A 16,622-nucleotide genomic window follows, 5' to 3' on the forward strand; every position below is an offset into this window, starting at 1 on the left:
CGGCCCTGGGTGCGGCGATGCGGAAGCTGATCCACATCGCCTATGGTGTCCTCAAGACACAAACCGAATATCGGCCACAAACCGCCTGATGGGATGTTTGTGGCCGGTTAGGGGAGATGGTATCTAGTCCCTGCCCGCACTCCCCTGGCAGACATCGCACGCACGTTTACAGCAAGAGAGGCTGCCCCAGGGCAGCCTCTCTTGCTTGTCGTCATCGACAGCACCACATCCTGCTCAGGCGTTGGCCTGGGGCTCGTCCTTGGCGTGGTGATAGAGGTGCACGTCACGCTGGGGAAAGGGAATGCTGATGCCTTCGCGATCGAAGCGACGCTTGATCTCCTCGGTCATCTCCCAGTAGACGTCCCAGTAGTCGGATGCCTGCACCCAGGGCCGCACGATCCAGGTGATGGAGGAGTCGCCCATGGCATTCATGCGGATATTCGGCGCCGGTTCGCTGAGCACGCGAGGGTCGTCGGCGACCACGCTCTCCAGCACCCGTCGCACGGTATCGATGTCGTCGTCATAGCCGACCCCCACCGTCAGATCGACCCGACGAGTGGCGTGGGCAGAATAGTTGACCACGGCACCGCTCATCATCTGGCCGTTGGGCACGATGATCTTGCGATTGTCCGGTGTGCTCAGCTCGGTGCTGATGATCTGCACATCCTCGACGGTGCCGCTGACCCCACCGGCCTCCACGTAGTCGCCGATCCGGTAGGGGCGGAAGATGATGACCATGACCCCGGCGGCGAAGTTGGCCAGCGACCCCTGCAGGGCCAGACCCACCGCCAGACCGGCGGCACCGATCACCGCGATCAACGAGGCGGTCTGGATACCGATCCGGCTGATGGCGGCCAGGATCACGAAGGTCAGCAGCAAGGCATACAGGATGTTGCCGAGGAACTTGACCAGCAGGGGTTCGACGTCGGCACGCTGCATGCCCTTGACCACCACCCGGTGTACCGCCTTGGCCACCCAGCGCCCGATGATGAAGATCGCCGCCGCGGCGACCAGATTGATCAGAAACTGCAGCCCGGTGGTCGAGGCAAACTCGATCAGGGCCTCCACGTCCAGCTTTTGCAGGAACTCCATCTACCTCTCCTTGTATGTCGTTTTCGTTATCGAAGTACGATCCTGCTCGACCACCGCCCTCGCTTCGTCAGTGCTGATGCGCGCCGCCAGCCACTGGCGCTTGCGACGCACCGACATGCGCTTGACGGCGATTTCCAGCCGGCTGGCGTCACCTCGCGTGCCGACCGGCTCCTGATGGCGAAGCGTCAGCGGGCCCTTGCCACGCAGCGCCTTGGCGCCCTTGCCGCTGCGGTGTTGCTCGACACGCCTGGCAACATCGGTGGTAATGCCGGTATAAAGCGCCCCGGCCGCCGTCTCGACGATATACAGGTACCACGTCGTCGTTGCCGCCGCCGGCAGCTCGGGTACTGGCTCGCCTGAGACAGGCTCATCTGAGACCGACTCATCCAAGCCCGGCTTGCCTGAGCCAGCATAGTCCGAATCGCCAATCACCGCGTAGAGGCCAGGCGCGAGCGAAAGTCGGCGATGATGCTGTCGTAGCCGTGGGGGTCCTCGTCGCGACGCGCGCCGAACACCGCGGAGCCCGCGACGAAGGTGTCCGCCCCGGCGCGCGCGATCTCGGCGATATTGTCTACCTTCACGCCACCATCCACCTGCAGACGAATGTCCCGTCCGCTGGCGTCGATGCGCGCACGCGCCTGGCGCAGCTTGTCGAGCGTCGCCGGGATGAACGACTGACCGCCGAAGCCCGGATTGACGCTCATCAGCAGCACCATGTCGACCTTGTCCATCACGTAGTCCAGGTAGGACAGTGGCGTCGCCGGGTTGAACACCAGCCCGGCCTTGCAGCCGCCGTCACGAATCAGCTGCAGCGAGCGATCGATATGTTCGGAGGCCTCGGGGTGGAAGGTGATGTAGCTGGCACCGGCATCGATGAAGTCACCGATCAGTCGATCCACCGGCTTGACCATCAGGTGGGCGTCGATGGGCGCGGTGACGCCATGCTTGCGCAGCGCCTCACAGACCATCGGCCCGATGGTCAGGTTGGGCACGTAGTGATTGTCCATCACGTCGAAGTGGACGATATCGGCACCCGATGCCAGCACGTTGTCGACCTCTTCTCCCAGGCGGGCGAAGTCAGCGGACAGGATCGAAGGCGCGATCAGGAAGTCGTTCATGGAGTCATCCGAGGAGAGAGTCATGGTGGAGGCCACAAGGGCTCGACGAAAAGCGGCATTCTAGCAGTTGGTCCCGCCCGCATCAGCGATCTTCCTCCACGTCTTCTGCCGATTCGTCCGGTTGCAGTCGTCTATAGTATGCGCGTTGCGACATCTTATATTCCAAACAGTTTTAACAAACAGGATTGTAATTCCTTAAAATTAGCCTTAGCCTTCGTTGCGATCCGCCGATTTCCCCGGCCCACCCCCGACGTCAAGGAACCCCGACATGAAGCTGCCCCCGATCCTGCGCCGTACCGCCCTGTCCCTGTCCCTGGCCGCCGGCCTCGGCGGTGCCATGGCCTCGCCGGTAATGGCCGAGGACAAGGAGCTGCTCAACTCGTCCTATGACATCGCCCGCGAGCTGTTCGCCGCCATCAACCCGGCGTTTCAGCAGCACTGGCAGGCAGAGAATGACGGTGAGCTGACCATCAAGCAGTCCCACGGCGGCTCTTCCGCCCAGGCCCGCGCCATCCTGCAGGGCCTGAAGGCCGACGTGGTGACCTACAACCAGGTCACCGACGTCCAGGTACTGGCCGATGCCGGCCTGGTCGCGGAAGACTGGCAGAGCCAGTTGCCCAACAATGCCTCGCCCTACTACTCCACCACCGCCTTCCTGGTGCGCAAGGGCAACCCCCAGGGCATCGAGAGCTGGGAAGACCTGGCCGCCGAGGGCGTCGAACTGGTGTTCCCCAACCCCAAGACGTCCGGTAACGGCCGCTATACCTACCTGGCCGCCTGGGGTGCCGCCGAGCGCAACTTCGACGGCGACGAGGACCAGGTGCGCGAGTTCATGAGCGACTTCCTCGGCAATGTGAAGGTGTTTGACACCGGCGGCCGCGGCGCCACCACCAGCTTCATCGAACGTGGCATCGGCGACGTGCTGATCAGCTTCGAGTCCGAGGTCAACAATATCCGTGACGAGTACGGCAGCGACGAATACGACGTCATCGTGCCGCCGGTCAGCATCCTCGCCGAGTTCCCGGTGGCGGTGGTCGAGGAAAACGCTGAGCGCAACGGCAACCTCGAGCTCGCCCGTGCCTACCTCGACTATCTCTACACCGAGGAGGCCCAGCGCCAGCTGGCAGGCTTCAACTACCGCGTCCACAACGAAGCGGTGAAGGAAGAGTTCGCCGATAGCTTCCCCGAGACCGAGCTGTTCGAGGTTCAGGACGTGTTCGGTGGCTGGAACAGCGCCATGGACACCCACTTCAAGAGCGGCGGCGAGCTGGACCAGCTGCAGCGTCGCTGATCGTCAAGGCAAGCGACCTATCCCATGCACAAGGCCATCTCCCTGCCCTTTGCCCGATCCGCCCGGCGCCGCGTGCTGCCGGGCTTCGGCCTGTCTCTGGGCATCAGCCTCACCTTCGTCTCGCTGGTACTGCTGCTGCCGCTGACCGGCCTGGTCGGCCAGCTCAAGGGGCTGTCGCTGTCCGAGTACTGGTTCATCATCAGTGAACCCCGCGTGGTGGCAAGCTACGTCACCACCATCGGTGGCGCCCTGGTGGCGGCGCTGGTCAACGCCGTGTTCGGGCTGTTGATGGCCTGGGTGCTGGTGCGCTATGACTTCCCCGGCAAGCGCCTGCTCGATGCCCTGATGGACCTGCCCTTCGCGCTGCCCACGGCGGTCGCCGGCATCACCCTGGCAACGCTCTACTCGTCCAAGGGCTGGATGGGACAGTTGCTGGAGCCGCTGGGCTGGCAGGTGTCCTACACCTGGGTCGGCATCGCCCTGGCCATGGCCTTCACCAGCATCCCCTTCGTCGTGCGCACGGTGCAGCCGGTGCTCGAGGACCTGCCCGCGGAAATCGACGAAGCCGCCATGAGTCTGGGCGCCCGCGACGGCGTGGCCTTTCGTCGGGTCATCCTGCCCCACCTGTGGCCGGCCCTGGTCACCGGCACCGGGCTCGCCTTCGTGCGCTCCCTGGGCGAATTCGGTGCGGTGATCTTCATCGCCGGTAACATGCCCTACGAGACCGAGATCACCTCGCTGATGATCTTCGTCAAGCTGCAGGAGTACGACTACGTGGGGGCCTCGGCCATCGCGTCGGTGGTGCTGGCGACCTCGCTGGCGCTGCTGCTGGCGATCAACCTGTGGCAGGGACGCTTTATCCGCCGACTGCACGGAGGACGCGGCTGATGCAACGAATCGGTGACGCCCCCTGGCTCAGGCGCAGCCTGATCGCGCTGGCGGTAACGCTCTCGGCACTGTTTCTGCTGCTACCGCTGCTGGCCATCTTCGCCCAGGCCCTGGCCGAGGGTGTCGGGCCCTTCATCGCCAATGTCACGGATCACTTCACCCTGGCGGCGATCGGCCTGACCCTGTTCATCACCCTGCTGACGATCCCGGTCAACCTGGTCTTCGGGGTGATGCTGGCCTGGCTGGTGACCCGCTTCGCCTTCCCCGGACGGCGCCTGCTGCAGACACTGATCGACATCCCCTTCGCCATCTCGCCGGTGGTGGCGGGCCTGGTTTACCTGCTGCTCTACGGCCGCAACGGCTGGATCGGCGGCTGGCTGGATGCCCACGACATCCAGTTGATGTTCGCCTGGCCCGGCATCCTGATGGTGACCATCTTCGTCACCTGCCCCTTCGTCGCCAGGGAGCTGATCCCGCTGATGCAGGCCCAGGGCTCCCGCGAGGAAGAAGCGGCGGTAACCCTCGGCGCACGCGGCTTTACGCTGTTTCGCCGGGTGACCCTGCCCAATATCCGCTGGGCCCTGCTCTACGGCGTGATACTGACCAACGCCCGGGCGGTGGGTGAATTCGGCGCGGTCTCGGTGGTCTCTGGGGCCATCCGCGGCGAGACCAACACCCTGCCGCTGCACGTGGAGCTTCTGTATCAGGACTACAACACCGTCGGCGCCTTCGCCAGCGCCGCCCTGCTGGCACTGATCGCCCTGCTTACCCTGGCCGCCAAGGCCACGCTCGAATGGCGCGCCACGCGCCGGGAGGCCCTGACATGAGCATTCGTCTCGACCATATCCAGAAGCACTTCGGACGCTCCCAGGCGCTGTCTCCCATCGACCTGGACATCAACAGCGGCGAGCTGATCGGCCTGCTGGGCCCGTCCGGTTCCGGCAAGACCACCCTGTTGCGGATCATCGCCGGGCTCGAGACACCGGACGACCACCCCGACTGCCGCATTCTGTTCGGCGAACGCGACGTGACCCATGTCCACGTACGTGACCGGCGTATCGGCTTCGTGTTCCAGCACTACGCGCTGTTCCGCCATATGAGCGTGTTCGACAATGTCGCCTTCGGCCTGACCGTGCTGCCCCGCCGCAAGCGTCCGTCCAGCGGTGAGATCCGCTCCCGGGTCATGCAACTGCTGGAGATGGTGCAGCTGTCTCACCTGGCCGAACGCTTCCCGGCGCAGCTCTCCGGCGGGCAGCAGCAGCGTGTCTCGCTGGCACGCGCCCTGGCGCTCAAGCCAGAGGTGCTGCTGCTCGATGAACCCTTCGGGGCGCTCGATGCCAAGGTCCGCCAGGAGCTGCGCCGCTGGCTCAGGCACCTGCACGACGAGCTGGGCTTCACCAGCGTGTTCGTGACCCACGACCAGGAGGAAGCGCTGGAGCTGTCTGACCGTGTGGTGGTGATGAGCAACGGCCGTATCGAGCAGATCGACACCCCGGAGACGCTGTACCGTCAACCGCGCAATCGCTTCGTGTTCGAATTCCTCGGCGACGTCAATCATCTGGAAGGCGAGGTTCGCGGCGGCGTGCTGACCTGCGGTGAGGCGCGCCTGACACTGGACCTGGACGACGGCCCTCAGGAGATCCTGCTGCGCCCCCACGAGGTACAGGTGGCCGCCGCCCCCAGTGCCGACGCTCACCTGCCCGCGGTGGTCACCGCGGTGGTCCCGGTGGGCGCCGAAGTGCGCATCGAGCTGAACGCCGACTGGATGGACGAGCCCTGGATGGCGACCCTGAGCCATGGCGACGCCGAACGCCTGGCACTTGGCCGTGGCTCCCGGGTCTACGCCCTGCCCCGCCGCTGGCACCACTATCCAGACAGTCGGCCCGATAGCCAGCAACCGGACGTGTCGGGTGATAGATCCGCCAAGAGTGGTGCCAAGCGCCGAGAATCCGGCGCAACTGTCTAAGCCTAAGCGCCGAGAATCCGGCGCCACCGTCTAAGCGCCGCCAAGGGTGGCGCCCTGTCCAAGCACCGCGAGTGCGGCGCAGACGCCCACCTGGCGGGCCTTGTCCGCTTCGATCAGCCCAGGAACTTTTGCTGCACGCCCCCCTCTGATAGACGTACTATCGCCCGTCCAGGCAAAGCCTCGCCCGACGAGTGCGCACTACGGTGCGATTTCTACCGATAACACGACAAGGAGTTCCCCCTATGCTTCGTCGCCTTCTGCTGGGCGCCGCTGGTGTGACCGCGCTGCTCGCGCTCAGCGCCTGCTCGAGCCCCCACCATCTGCAGCCCGACCCCAAGCGCAGCGTGGCCGTGCCGGCCTCCGGCTCTGGCCAGGCGGTCACCGTCATCGCCGCCGATGACCGCCCCTCGGACGTGCTCGGTACCCGCAGCGGCAGCGCAAGCTCCACCGCCACCATCAGCGTCAGCCCCCACGAGATCGTGCCGAGGCTTCAGGCCGAGGTGGAGCGGGCGGTGCGCGAGATGGGCTTCAGCCCCACCGCCGAACCGGCTCCGGGCCGCCCCAGCCTGACGCTGACGCTGAAGAAGCTGAGCTATGAACGCGGCCAGAGTCAGCCGCTGGTGGACGAGGCCAGACTGGAAAGCGTCATCGAGGCCGAAGCCAGCAATGACGGCCAGACCTACACCGGCACCTACACCTCGCGCCGCGTGCAGAGTTATGCGGTGAAGCCGGACAAGGCAACCAATCAGCGCATGGTCACCGACCTGCTCACCGACGGTCTGAACCGGGCCTTCGCCGACCCGGAGCTGGGCCAATTGCTGGCCCGTTGACGCTCGCCCGCCCCGCGGGGCGGGCCAGGCAGGCACACGACAGCGCGCCGCCCCTTGTGGGTGGCGCGCTTTGGTTTGATGCACTCAATCACTCGTCGGTGGTGGGACCACGCCGTACCAGCGCCCAGACCGACTCACGAAAGCCATTGGCTTCGGGCTCGCCGTCTTCCAGGTGGGTGACGATGAAGTTGGGGTCGAACAACCGCCTCACTTCGGCGCCGTCCACATGGAACGGCGGACCGTCGTCGCCGCTCCGACTCAGACTGACCAGCAGCCCCCGCGCGCCAGGCGGTATCAGCTGGGCCAGGTGAAAGGCGTAGCGCTGGCGGGTGGCCTCGGGCAAGGCGATCAGGGCGGCGCGATCATAGAAGGCGCCGATCTCCGAGGCCTGGGCGATATGGAAGTGAAAGAAGTCACCGCACCATAGCTCGATACTGCCCTGACGCAGAATCGCGAAACCGTCCTGCTGGTAGCGCGACACCTCCCCTCGGCCATCTTCCACAAACTGTTCGAGCGCGCGCTCCGACAGCTCGATGCCGAGCACCGGATGTTGATGCTCGGCCAGCCAGCGCATGTCCAGGCTCTTGCCGCACAGTGGCACCAGCACCTTGGTCCCGGGAACCACCCCCAGCATCGGCCAGTGGCGGATCAGTGCAGGATGAACGCTATCGCGATGAAAGCCGATGCGCCCCTCTTCCCAGCGTTTCAACCAGTGTTCGTGCATCGAATTCTCTGTCCCGGGTGCTAGAACCAGCGGTCGCGCTTGCGCCGACGCCGCGGCAGGTGCGGCACGATCAGGCCGACGATCAGGCCCGCCCCGGCGACGCCCCCGCCGTACATGAAGTAGCGCATCAGCAGGTCTTCCTTGCGGGTCTCCAGGCGAGCCTCGAGGTCCTTGTTGGTCTCGCTGATATCGCTGAAGGCGCTCTCCAGCTCATGATTGCGTGCTTCCAGTTCGGCGATGCGGCTCTCGCGCACCTCGAGGGTCTCGGTCATGGTCCGAGTGCGCTCTTCCCAGCTTTCGTTGATGCCGTCGAGCTCCTCGGTGAGTTCTTCCACCCTTGCCTCGAGCTTGGGCAGCTGGTCGCTGGCGCTGGGGGTCTGTTGCAGTTCGCTGCTGGGGACCCAGACCACGTCTCCGCTGTCGCTTCGGACCTGGGAATAGTCGCCGGAGGTGTCCAGCAGGGTCACCGGCTGGCCGGCGGTCAAGGTGCCGACGATGCGGTAGCCGTCGGTGGGGCCACTGCGCACATAGGTGGTGAGTTCGTCCGACACCCACCGTGAGGTGCCGTCGTCCTGAGCCATCGCCGGCAGGGCGGCGCCGGTCAGGGCGAGGCCCAGGGTCACTGTCTTGAGAAATTGCGTTTTCATGCCGTCTTTCCTGGCTAATCTGGGCTCGGTTGCGACTCGAGTGACGCTGCGCCGGCTTCCTGCCAAGCCGCAACGTGCGATGAGACCAAGGAGGGTGACAAACGTTCCACAGCTCCTGTGGACAAGTGTCGGGAAAACCGCTGGACATCGCTGTCCTGCGGGCGAGACACCTGGGGTTGGCACAAAATGGTCATAAAATAGCCAGCCCGCGTTCCCATCCGCCCGCAAGACTATCACATTGGCTCACCGGGATACCCCGGCCGGTGGACCAAGATCCACCGGGATCTCCGCGCGCCCTGCCCTGGTCCCTGGCCGGTACGTCGGCAAACTGGCCCCACCCGGGCCGGGTGCGTATAATGCGCCACCATGCGCCACGGTCGTTCGACCGCCAGTCTCGCGCCCATTCACCACCACTCACGTGACCAGGCACCCCTGGTGCCCATCGGGCCGGGAGCCCGACATATTGCTATGACGAAGAAACTCTTCATCAAGACCCACGGCTGCCAGATGAACGAGTACGACTCTGCCCGCATGGCGGATCTGCTCGGCGACTCCCATCAGATGGAACTGACCGACAACGAACAGGACGCGGACGTGATCCTGCTCAACACCTGTTCGATTCGGGAAAAGGCCCAGGAGAAGGTTTTCCACCAGCTCGGTCGCTGGAAGAAGCTCAAGCAGTCCAACCCCGATCTGGTGATCGGCGTCGGTGGCTGCGTGGCCAGCCAGGAAGGCGAGGCCATTCGCAAGCGCGCCCCCCACGTCGACATGGTGTTCGGTCCCCAGACCCTGCACCGGGTGCCGAGCATGCTCGACGCCAGCCGTGACAACCAGATCTCGGTGGTGGACGTCACCTTCCCCGAGATCGAGAAGTTCGATCACCTGCCCAAGCCCAGCTCCGACGGCGCCAGCGCCTTCGTCTCGGTGATGGAAGGCTGCTCCAAGTACTGCACCTTCTGCGTGGTGCCCTACACCCGTGGCGAGGAAGTCTCGCGGCCGTTCGAGGCGGTCATGGACGAGGTCTTCCACCTGGCCGACCAGGGCGTTCGCGAGATCAACCTGCTGGGCCAGAACGTCAACGCCTACCGCGGGCTCAACGACGACGGCGACGAAATCGATCTGGCCGAACTGATCGCCTGCGTGGCGGCGGTCGACGGCATCGACCGTATCCGCTTCACCACCTCGCACCCGGTGGAGTTCAGCGACAGCCTGATCGAGGCCTACGCCGAGATTCCGGAGCTGGTCAGCCACCTTCACCTGCCGGTGCAGGCCGGTTCCGACCGCATCCTGGCGGCGATGAAGCGCGGTCACACGGTCGAAGAGTACGTCGACAAGATGGAGCGCATCCGCGCCCTGCGCCCGGACATCAGCTTCTCCTCGGACTTCATCATCGGCTTCCCGGGCGAGACCGAGGAGGACTTCGAGGCGACCATGGACCTGATCCATCGCATCGGCTTCGACGTATCCTTCAGTTTCGTCTACTCCGCTCGCCCGGGCACCCCGGCGGCGGCGCTTGACGACGAGACCCCGGAAGAGATCAAGAAGCAGCGTCTGGCGATCCTGCAGGAGCGCATCAACCAGCAGGCGATGCAGATCAGTCGGCGCATGGTGGGCACTACCCAGCGTGTGCTGGTCAGCGGCTTCTCGCCCCGCGACCCGGGCCAGTTGTCCGGACGCACCGAGAACAACCGGGTGGTCAACTTCCGCGCGGCCAACCCCACCGAGCTGATCGGCTACTTCGTCGACGTCGAGATCACCGAGGCCCTGCCCAACTCGCTGCGTGGCGAACTGGCTTCCGGCGAGCGCTACTGAGGCTCGCCCTGCTCCGGGACGGGCGGCTTGGCCGTTTCACCATGACGATCGCCAATGCACAGGACCCGGAGCATTGCCCTGGCCCACGCCGGGGCAGTAAGCTGAACCTTCAAAGCCACCCAAACACGGATTCTTCACGCCTTGAGCCAGCCATCGACCCAGGCCAACCGCATCATCACGCTCAACCTCGAACCCAACGAGCCCCGCCGTCTTGCCAACCTGTGTGGCCAGCGCGACGAGCATCTGAAGCTGATCGAAAGCCGGCTCGGCGTCACCCTGCGCAACCGCGGCAACATGTTCCAGCTGGCCGGCCCCGGCGCTCGCGTCAAGGCGGCCGCAAACCTGGTGGAACACCTCTATCGTGAGGCCGAGGCCACCGAGCTGACCCCGGACACCGTGCACCTGTTCCTGCAGGAAGCCGGCATCGAGGCCCTCGACGAGGACGCCGAAGAAGACGCCGGCGAGGGCGAGGTGCTGATTCGTACCCCGCGCACCCTGATCAAGCCGCGCGGCCTCAATCAGCAGGGCTACGTCACCAGCATCCGCAACCACGACATCAACTTCGGCATCGGCCCCGCCGGCACCGGCAAGACCTACCTGGCGGTGGCGGCTGCGGTGGAAGCGCTCAACCAGCAGCAGGTGCGACGCATCCTGCTGGTGCGCCCGGCGGTGGAAGCCGGCGAGAAGCTCGGCTTCCTGCCCGGTGACCTTGCCCAGAAGATCGATCCCTACCTGCGCCCACTGTATGACGCCCTGTACGAGATGATCGGCTTCGAGCAAGTCGCCAAGCTGATCGAGCGCCAGGTGATCGAGATCGCGCCGCTGGCCTATATGCGCGGGCGCACCCTGAACAATGCCTTCATCATTCTCGACGAGAGCCAGAACACCACTCGCGAGCAGATGAAGATGTTCCTGACCCGCATCGGCTTCGGCTCCACCGCGGTGATCACCGGCGACGTGACCCAGGTCGACCTGCCCAAGGGCCAGAGCTCCGGCCTGATCCAGGTACTCGATGTGCTCAAGGACACCGCCGGTATCGGGGTGACCCACTTCGCCGCCAAGGACGTGGTTCGCCACCCGCTGGTGCAGCGTATCATCGAGGCCTACGACCTGTTCGAGGCCAACCAGGAAGCCGAGGAGCGCGCCCGCCGCGAGGCGCGTGCCGAAGAGCGCCGGCTGGAGCGTGCCGAGCGTCTACAGTCCATGAACGGTGACGGAGACGCCCACCGATGAGCGCCTGCGTGGACCGTCAGGTGGCCAGCGAGGCCAGCGACCTGCCAGAGGCCGATGACCTCGAGCGCTGGGTCGACGCCGTGCTGGCCCACTACCCCGAACGGGCGGAGTCGGAACTCACGATTCGCCTGGTCGACGCCGACGAGAGCCAGACCCTCAACCGTGACTACCGTGGCAAGGATGCCCCGACCAATGTCCTGTCATTCCCCTTCGAGGCCCCGCCAGGCCTCGAGCTTCCGCTGCTTGGCGATCTGGTGATCTGCCATCCGGTGGTCGTGCGCGAAGCACGCGAGCAGGACAAGTCGCTGATCGATCACTACGCTCATATGGTCGTGCACGGCACCTTGCATTTGCTGGGCCATGACCATATCGAGGATGAGGAGGCCGACCTCATGGAAGGCCTCGAGCGCAGTATCCTTGCCGGCCTGGGCATTGACGACCCTTACGCCCCGCCGGCCCCATCTCCGGATCCCGGTAGCGAGGACGAGAGAGCCGACGCATGAGCGAAGACCGATCGAGTAGCCAGGCCCCCAACAAATCCTGGTTCGACAAACTCTTCAGTGCCCTGTCCAGCGACAGTGACGAACCCAGCTCGCGAGAAGAGTTGCGCGAATTCCTGCGCCAGGCGGGCAGCCGCCTGAAGCTTGAGCAGGATGCCATGACCATCATCGAAGGCGCCCTGAACATCAGCGACCAGCAGGTCAGGGAGGTGCTGATTCCGCGCTCCCAGGTCACCGCCCTGGAGCTCGATCAGCCGCTGGAAGACTACCTGCCGATCATTCTCGAGACCGGTCACTCGCGCTACCCGGTGATCGGCGAGAACCTCGACGAGGTCAAGGGCATCCTGCTGGTGAAGGACCTGCTGCCGCTGCTGCAGGGGTCCAGCGACGACCGCCCCTTCCAGCTCGAAGAAGTCCTGCGCCCTGCCATGTTCGTGCCCGAGTCCAAGCGCCTCAACAGCCTGTTGAAGGAGTTCCGCGACACCCACAGCCATATGGCGGTGGTGGTGGACGAGTACGGCGGCACCGCCGGGATCGTCACCATCGAGGACATCCTCGAGGAGATCGTCGGCGACATCGAAGACGAGCACGATACCGACGAGGAAGAGGACATCCGCCAGCTGGGCGATGACCGCTACGCGGTGCGAGCCCTGACCCCCATCGAGGACTTCAACGAGCGCTTCGGTACGCGCTTCTCCGACGACGAGTTCGATACCCTGGGAGGACTGGTGATGCAGCGTTTCGGCCACCTGCCGGCGCGCGGCGAACATACTCTGATCGGGGGCTGGCGCTTCACCGTGCTCAACGCCGACAATCGGCGTATCCGGCTGCTCGAGGTCGAACCCGAAAGCCGTACCGACGACTGAACCCGTGCGTCCCCGTCCGGGGACGCCTTGCCTTTCTCGCCCACACCAAGGATGGACCCCATGCTCGAGCGAGTGCTCGGCGGCAGGGCCGGCTACCTTGCCGCCCTGATTGCCGGAGGGCTGACGACCCTCGCCGCCGCCCCCTTTTCCTGGTGGTGGCTGGCCCCGCTGGCCGCCGCCCTGGTCTACGCCGGTCTCTATCGTCGGGGCGCACGCCAGGCGCTGCTGCGCGGCTGGTGTTACGGCCTCGGACTGTTCGGAAGCGGCGCCTCCTGGGTCTACGTATCGATCCACGACTATGGCTACACCAGCGCACCGCTGGCGTTCTTCCTGACCGCCCTGTTCGTGGCCAGCATGGCGCTGTTCGTCGCCTTGCCGATGGGGCTGTTCCGTCGCCTGATGCCGGCCCGCCCCACCGCGCTGGCGGGCGGGCTCGGCTTCGTCGGCTTCTGGGTACTGATGGAGTGGATCAGGACCTGGCTGTTCACCGGCTTTCCCTGGCTGCTGCTCGGCAGCACCCAGGTCGACTCACCGCTGTCGGCGCTGGCGCCCCTGGGCGGCGTCTACCTGCTGTCGCTGGTGGTGGCGGCCAGCGGTGTGCTGCTGACGGAGCTGGCGCGGCCACGACCGCTGGCCGCCCTGCCGCTGGTGGCCCTGTGGGGCCTGCCCTGGCTGCTGCCGAACCAGTGGACCTCGCCCACCGGTGATCCGCTGAACGTGGCCCTGTTGCAGGGCAACCTGCCCCAGGAGATCAAGTGGCTGCCAGAAGGCCAGCGTCAGGCGGTCAATACCTATCTGGGCATGACCGGTGACCTGGAGGCGACCGTCCCGGTGGAGCCGGACATCGTCATCTGGCCCGAGGCCGCCCTGCCGATGTTCGAGGACCAGGCCGAGCCGATCATGGCCCGCGCCCAGGCGGCGCTGGCCCCCGAGACGGCGCTGCTGACCGGTATCCTCCAGCGCGACGCTGACGGGCGCTTCTTCAACGCCGTGAGCGCCTACGGCAACGCCAGTGGCGCCTATCGCAAGGCCCACCTGGTGCCCTTCGGCGAGTACCTGCCGCTGGAAAGCCTGCTCAGGGGTGCCATCGCCTTCTTCGACCTGCCGATGCCTGCCATGACGCCGGGACCGGATACGCAGCCGCCGATGACCGCCGCCGGTCACACCCTCGGCAACGCCATCTGCTACGAGATCATCTACGCCGACCTGGTGGCCGAGCGTGCCCGTGATTCGGAACTGCTGCTCACCGTCTCCAACGACAGCTGGTTTGGCGATTCGATCGGCCCCCACCAGCACCTGGAAATGGCCCGGCTGCGCGCCCTGGAAAACGGCCGCTACGTGATGCGTGCCACCAGCAATGGCATCACCGCCATCATCGACGATCAGGGCCGCCTGCTCGACCAGCTGCCCCAGTTCGAGACGGCACGCCTGGACGGTCAGGTGCAGCCGATGCAGGGGCTGACGCCCTTCACCCGCACCGGTAGCTGGCCCACCTGGCTCGTCGCCGGGCTGATGCTGCTGGCGGGCGCACTGTGGCGCCGACGGGACTAAGCCAACGCAAGCCGACGCAAGCCAACGACCGTCGACGCCGCTCTGGCCGCGAACGACATTCACCACAAACGACAACGCCGCGAGGGCCTGAGCCCTCGCGGCGTTGTTGTGTTGCAACCGTGTTGCCACCATGTTGCAACAGTGCGGATTAGTGTACGAGCGTCAGGCGGGTATCAAAGGCCAGATGCGTTCCTCGGATACCCTCCTGCCTGTCACGCTGACGAACGTTACTCGGCGGCCTCGTCGTCCTCCGCCTCGCCCAGCACTTCAGGGATGCTGGTCTTGACGAAACGCCCCGGCGCGGGCTCCAGCAGCGGCAGCTCACCGCCACCAGGCTCGCGGGCATCGACCATCTTGTCGGCGTCCACGTAGCCACCCTTGACCATCCACTCCTGCCAGTGGGGCCACCAGGAACCTTCATTGGCCTTGGCCCCGGCCAGCCACTCTTCGTGGTTGTCGGGTAGCTCGTCGTTGGTCCAGTAGCCGTACTTGTTCTTGTGCGGTGGATTGACCACACCGGCGATATGGCCGGAGCCCCCCAGCACGAAGGTCACCGGGCCCTTGGGCAACAGCGCGCCGTAGTAGCTGCTGTTCCACTTGGCGATATGGTCTTCCTTGGTGGCGATGAAGTAGCTCGGCGTCGACACCTTGCGCAGGTCGATCTTGACGCCGTCGAGCTCGACACCGCCTGGCTCGACCAGCTGGTTCTCCTGATACAGGTGACGCAGGTACCAGCCGTGGGTGCCCGCCGGCAGGTTGGTGCCGTCGGTATTCCAGTACAGCAGGTCGAAGGCCGCAGGATCCTCGCCCTTCAGGTAGTTGTTGACGTAGAACGACCAGAACAGGTCGTTCTCCCGCAGCAGGTTGAACGAGTAGGCCATGACGCGGCCATCCAGGTAACCGTCCTGCTCGAGCTTGGCTTCGATGCCCTGGAGCACCGGTTCGCTCAGGAAGACGCCGATCTCGCCGGGGTCACGGAAGTCCTGCAGGGTCGCCATGTAGGTCACCGACTTGGCCTTGCGCCCGCGCCGGGTGCTGGTCAGGTAGGCCATGGTCGAGGCCGTCAGGGTGCCGCCGATGCAGTAGGACAGGAAGTTGGCCGACTTCTCGCCGGTGGCCTGCTCGATACCGTCCAGTGCCGCGATCGGACCAAGCTGCATGTAGTCCGCCCAGGTCAGATCGCGCTGCTCCGGTCCGGGGTTGCGCCAGGAGATCAGGAACACGGTGTGGCCCTGGTCCACCAGCCACTTCACCAGCGAGTTTTCCGGGCGCAGGTCGAGCACGTAAAACTTGTTGATCCAGGGTGGCACGATCAATAGCGGCGTCTTGAACACCTTCTCGGTGGTGGGCGCGTACTGGATCAGCTGGATCAGCTCGTTTTCCATCACCACCGCGCCTTGTGACACCGCGATGTTTTCACCGACCTCGAAGGCGCTGCGATCGGTCATGGTGACGTTAAGACCCTCGGCCGAGTTGGCCAGGTCCTCGCGCAGACGCGACAGACCGTCGACCAGGTTCTGGCCCCGGGTCTCGAGGGTCTTGCGCATGACTTCGGGATTGGTGGAGACGAAGTTGGTCGGCGACATGGCGTTGACCATCTGACGCGCGTAGAAGGACAGATTACGCTTCTCGCCGGGGCTCAGATCATCGAGCTTGTCCACCAGAGTCTCGACGGTGTTCGAGAACAGCAGATACTGCTGCATGATGGCGTTGTAGCCAGGATCGCTGGTCCAGGCCTCGTCCTTGAAGCGGCGATCGCCGCGGGACGGCGTCACCAAGGGCTCGAAGGCACCGCCGCTGGCCGCTGCCATGGCCTGTTGCCACAGCGCCATCTGATCCTGCATCAGCTTGGCCTGGGTCTCCCATAGCAGGGTGGGATTGCGCATCAGCGATTCGGCACCGGCCTGGAAGCTGTTGCGAATGTCCTCCATCACCGAATCCGCTGCGTCATTGGGCACCATGCGCGAAAGGAAATCTTCCATCAACGCCTGGTACTCGGCGCCCAGCACCGATAGCTGGTTGCCCCATTCCTCCGGGTTGTCCGCCGCCTGATCACCTGCCGCCATTGCGTTCTCCTCTGGCCTGCCCTGCAAAAAAGGGTGGA

General features: G+C 65.2%; 16 protein-coding genes. 10 read left to right on the top strand and 6 right to left on the bottom strand.

Annotated elements, in window-relative coordinates:
- Positions 1–234: 234 nt before the first annotated feature.
- From C9F12_RS18275 to rpe, 3 genes are read right to left on the bottom strand one after another with little or no spacing between them, the layout of a single operon-like run.
- The gene (locus C9F12_RS18275; protein ID WP_045991780.1) at positions 235–1,092 is read right to left on the bottom strand and encodes a mechanosensitive ion channel domain-containing protein; all 858 of its coding nucleotides are present in this window, start codon (positions 1,090–1,092) and stop codon (positions 235–237) included.
- Positions 1,093–1,482 (bottom strand): GIY-YIG nuclease family protein, encoded by a 390-nt coding sequence (locus C9F12_RS18280; RefSeq protein WP_311767520.1) that lies wholly within the window; start codon positions 1,480–1,482, stop codon positions 1,093–1,095. It lies immediately after the preceding gene.
- 38 nt (positions 1,483–1,520) lie between these two features.
- Complete coding sequence (gene rpe / locus C9F12_RS18285; RefSeq protein WP_083970258.1) at positions 1,521–2,210, bottom strand: ribulose-phosphate 3-epimerase; 690 nt, start codon at positions 2,208–2,210, stop codon at positions 1,521–1,523.
- A 268-nt stretch (positions 2,211–2,478) separates the two neighbouring features.
- Here rpe and cysP point away from each other — a divergent pair, with 268 nt between their 5' ends.
- The 5 genes from cysP (at position 2,479) to C9F12_RS18310 (ending at position 7,185) form a co-directional block, all read left to right on the top strand.
- A complete protein-coding gene (cysP, locus tag C9F12_RS18290) occupies positions 2,479–3,501 on the top strand; it encodes a thiosulfate ABC transporter substrate-binding protein CysP (RefSeq protein WP_108449782.1) in 1,023 nt (340 codons plus the stop codon).
- A 24-nt stretch (positions 3,502–3,525) separates the two neighbouring features.
- Positions 3,526–4,389 carry a sulfate ABC transporter permease subunit CysT gene (gene cysT / locus C9F12_RS18295; protein WP_108131489.1) on the top strand — a complete coding sequence of 288 codons (864 nt, stop codon included), beginning with the start codon at positions 3,526–3,528 and terminating at the stop codon, positions 4,387–4,389.
- Positions 4,389–5,216 carry a sulfate ABC transporter permease subunit CysW gene (cysW, locus tag C9F12_RS18300; RefSeq protein WP_108449783.1) on the top strand — a complete coding sequence of 276 codons (828 nt, stop codon included), beginning with the start codon at positions 4,389–4,391 and terminating at the stop codon, positions 5,214–5,216. Before cysT ends, cysW begins: the two co-directional genes overlap by 1 nt.
- Positions 5,213–6,355, top strand: a complete 1,143-nt coding sequence (locus C9F12_RS18305) for a TOBE-like domain-containing protein (protein ID WP_108449784.1) — start codon at positions 5,213–5,215, stop codon at positions 6,353–6,355. The genes cysW and C9F12_RS18305 overlap by 4 nt, the downstream gene beginning before the upstream one ends.
- A gap of 242 nt (positions 6,356–6,597) precedes the next feature.
- The gene (locus C9F12_RS18310) at positions 6,598–7,185 is read left to right on the top strand and encodes a YajG family lipoprotein (protein WP_045991784.1); all 588 of its coding nucleotides are present in this window, start codon (positions 6,598–6,600) and stop codon (positions 7,183–7,185) included.
- An 88-nt stretch (positions 7,186–7,273) separates the two neighbouring features.
- Here C9F12_RS18310 and C9F12_RS18315 read toward each other — a convergent pair whose 3' ends face one another.
- Together C9F12_RS18315 and C9F12_RS18320 are read right to left on the bottom strand one after the other, a co-directional pair.
- On the bottom strand, positions 7,274–7,909 hold the full coding sequence (locus C9F12_RS18315) for a thiopurine S-methyltransferase (protein ID WP_108449785.1): 636 nt from the start codon (positions 7,907–7,909) through the stop codon (positions 7,274–7,276).
- 20 nt (positions 7,910–7,929) lie between these two features.
- On the bottom strand, positions 7,930–8,556 hold the full coding sequence (locus tag C9F12_RS18320; protein WP_108131485.1) for a TIGR04211 family SH3 domain-containing protein: 627 nt from the start codon (positions 8,554–8,556) through the stop codon (positions 7,930–7,932).
- A 468-nt stretch (positions 8,557–9,024) separates the two neighbouring features.
- On the opposite strand from C9F12_RS18320, the gene miaB reads away from it, so the two are divergent.
- The 5 genes from miaB to lnt all read left to right on the top strand — a co-directional run bounded on the left by miaB (position 9,025) and on the right by lnt (position 14,518).
- Positions 9,025–10,368, top strand: coding sequence for a tRNA (N6-isopentenyl adenosine(37)-C2)-methylthiotransferase MiaB (gene miaB, locus C9F12_RS18325; RefSeq protein ID WP_045991787.1), 1,344 nt, complete (start codon positions 9,025–9,027; stop codon positions 10,366–10,368).
- Positions 10,369–10,509: 141 nt separating this feature from the next.
- Entirely contained in the window at positions 10,510–11,601 is a 1,092-nt protein-coding gene (locus C9F12_RS18330; protein WP_045991788.1) for a PhoH family protein, read from the top strand.
- A complete protein-coding gene (ybeY, locus tag C9F12_RS18335; RefSeq protein WP_108449786.1) occupies positions 11,598–12,104 on the top strand; it encodes an rRNA maturation RNase YbeY in 507 nt (168 codons plus the stop codon). The genes C9F12_RS18330 and ybeY overlap by 4 nt, the downstream gene beginning before the upstream one ends.
- Positions 12,101–12,967 carry a transporter associated domain-containing protein gene (locus tag C9F12_RS18340; RefSeq protein ID WP_045991790.1) on the top strand — a complete coding sequence of 289 codons (867 nt, stop codon included), beginning with the start codon at positions 12,101–12,103 and terminating at the stop codon, positions 12,965–12,967. Before ybeY ends, C9F12_RS18340 begins: the two co-directional genes overlap by 4 nt.
- Positions 12,968–13,027: 60 nt before the next feature.
- Positions 13,028–14,518, top strand: a complete 1,491-nt coding sequence (lnt, locus tag C9F12_RS18345; RefSeq protein WP_108449787.1) for an apolipoprotein N-acyltransferase — start codon at positions 13,028–13,030, stop codon at positions 14,516–14,518.
- Between the two features lie 227 nt (positions 14,519–14,745).
- Here the strand turns inward: lnt and phaC are convergent, their stop codons facing one another.
- The gene (gene phaC, locus C9F12_RS18350) at positions 14,746–16,584 is read right to left on the bottom strand and encodes a class I poly(R)-hydroxyalkanoic acid synthase (protein ID WP_045991792.1); all 1,839 of its coding nucleotides are present in this window, start codon (positions 16,582–16,584) and stop codon (positions 14,746–14,748) included.
- Positions 16,585–16,622 lie beyond the last annotated feature (38 nt).

Origin of the sequence: Halomonas sp. BN3-1 (assembly GCF_003056325.1) — a bacterium.
Lineage (GTDB): Bacteria > Pseudomonadota > Gammaproteobacteria > Pseudomonadales > Halomonadaceae > Halomonas > Halomonas litopenaei.

Coding starts and splice junctions, on each gene's coding strand:
- C9F12_RS18305 (WP_108449784.1), top strand. CDS start 5,213: ATGAGCATTCGTCTCGACCATATCCAGAAGCACTTCGGACGCTCCCAG.
- cysT (WP_108131489.1), top strand. CDS start 3,526: ATGCACAAGGCCATCTCCCTGCCCTTTGCCCGATCCGCCCGGCGCCGC.
- miaB (WP_045991787.1), top strand. CDS start 9,025: ATGACGAAGAAACTCTTCATCAAGACCCACGGCTGCCAGATGAACGAG.
- phaC (WP_045991792.1), bottom strand. CDS start 16,584: ATGGCGGCAGGTGATCAGGCGGCGGACAACCCGGAGGAATGGGGCAAC.
- C9F12_RS18310 (WP_045991784.1), top strand. CDS start 6,598: ATGCTTCGTCGCCTTCTGCTGGGCGCCGCTGGTGTGACCGCGCTGCTC.
- cysP (WP_108449782.1), top strand. CDS start 2,479: ATGAAGCTGCCCCCGATCCTGCGCCGTACCGCCCTGTCCCTGTCCCTG.
- cysW (WP_108449783.1), top strand. CDS start 4,389: ATGCAACGAATCGGTGACGCCCCCTGGCTCAGGCGCAGCCTGATCGCG.
- ybeY (WP_108449786.1), top strand. CDS start 11,598: ATGAGCGCCTGCGTGGACCGTCAGGTGGCCAGCGAGGCCAGCGACCTG.
- C9F12_RS18315 (WP_108449785.1), bottom strand. CDS start 7,909: ATGCACGAACACTGGTTGAAACGCTGGGAAGAGGGGCGCATCGGCTTT.
- C9F12_RS18320 (WP_108131485.1), bottom strand. CDS start 8,556: ATGAAAACGCAATTTCTCAAGACAGTGACCCTGGGCCTCGCCCTGACC.
- rpe (WP_083970258.1), bottom strand. CDS start 2,210: ATGAACGACTTCCTGATCGCGCCTTCGATCCTGTCCGCTGACTTCGCC.
- C9F12_RS18340 (WP_045991790.1), top strand. CDS start 12,101: ATGAGCGAAGACCGATCGAGTAGCCAGGCCCCCAACAAATCCTGGTTC.
- lnt (WP_108449787.1), top strand. CDS start 13,028: ATGCTCGAGCGAGTGCTCGGCGGCAGGGCCGGCTACCTTGCCGCCCTG.
- C9F12_RS18275 (WP_045991780.1), bottom strand. CDS start 1,092: ATGGAGTTCCTGCAAAAGCTGGACGTGGAGGCCCTGATCGAGTTTGCC.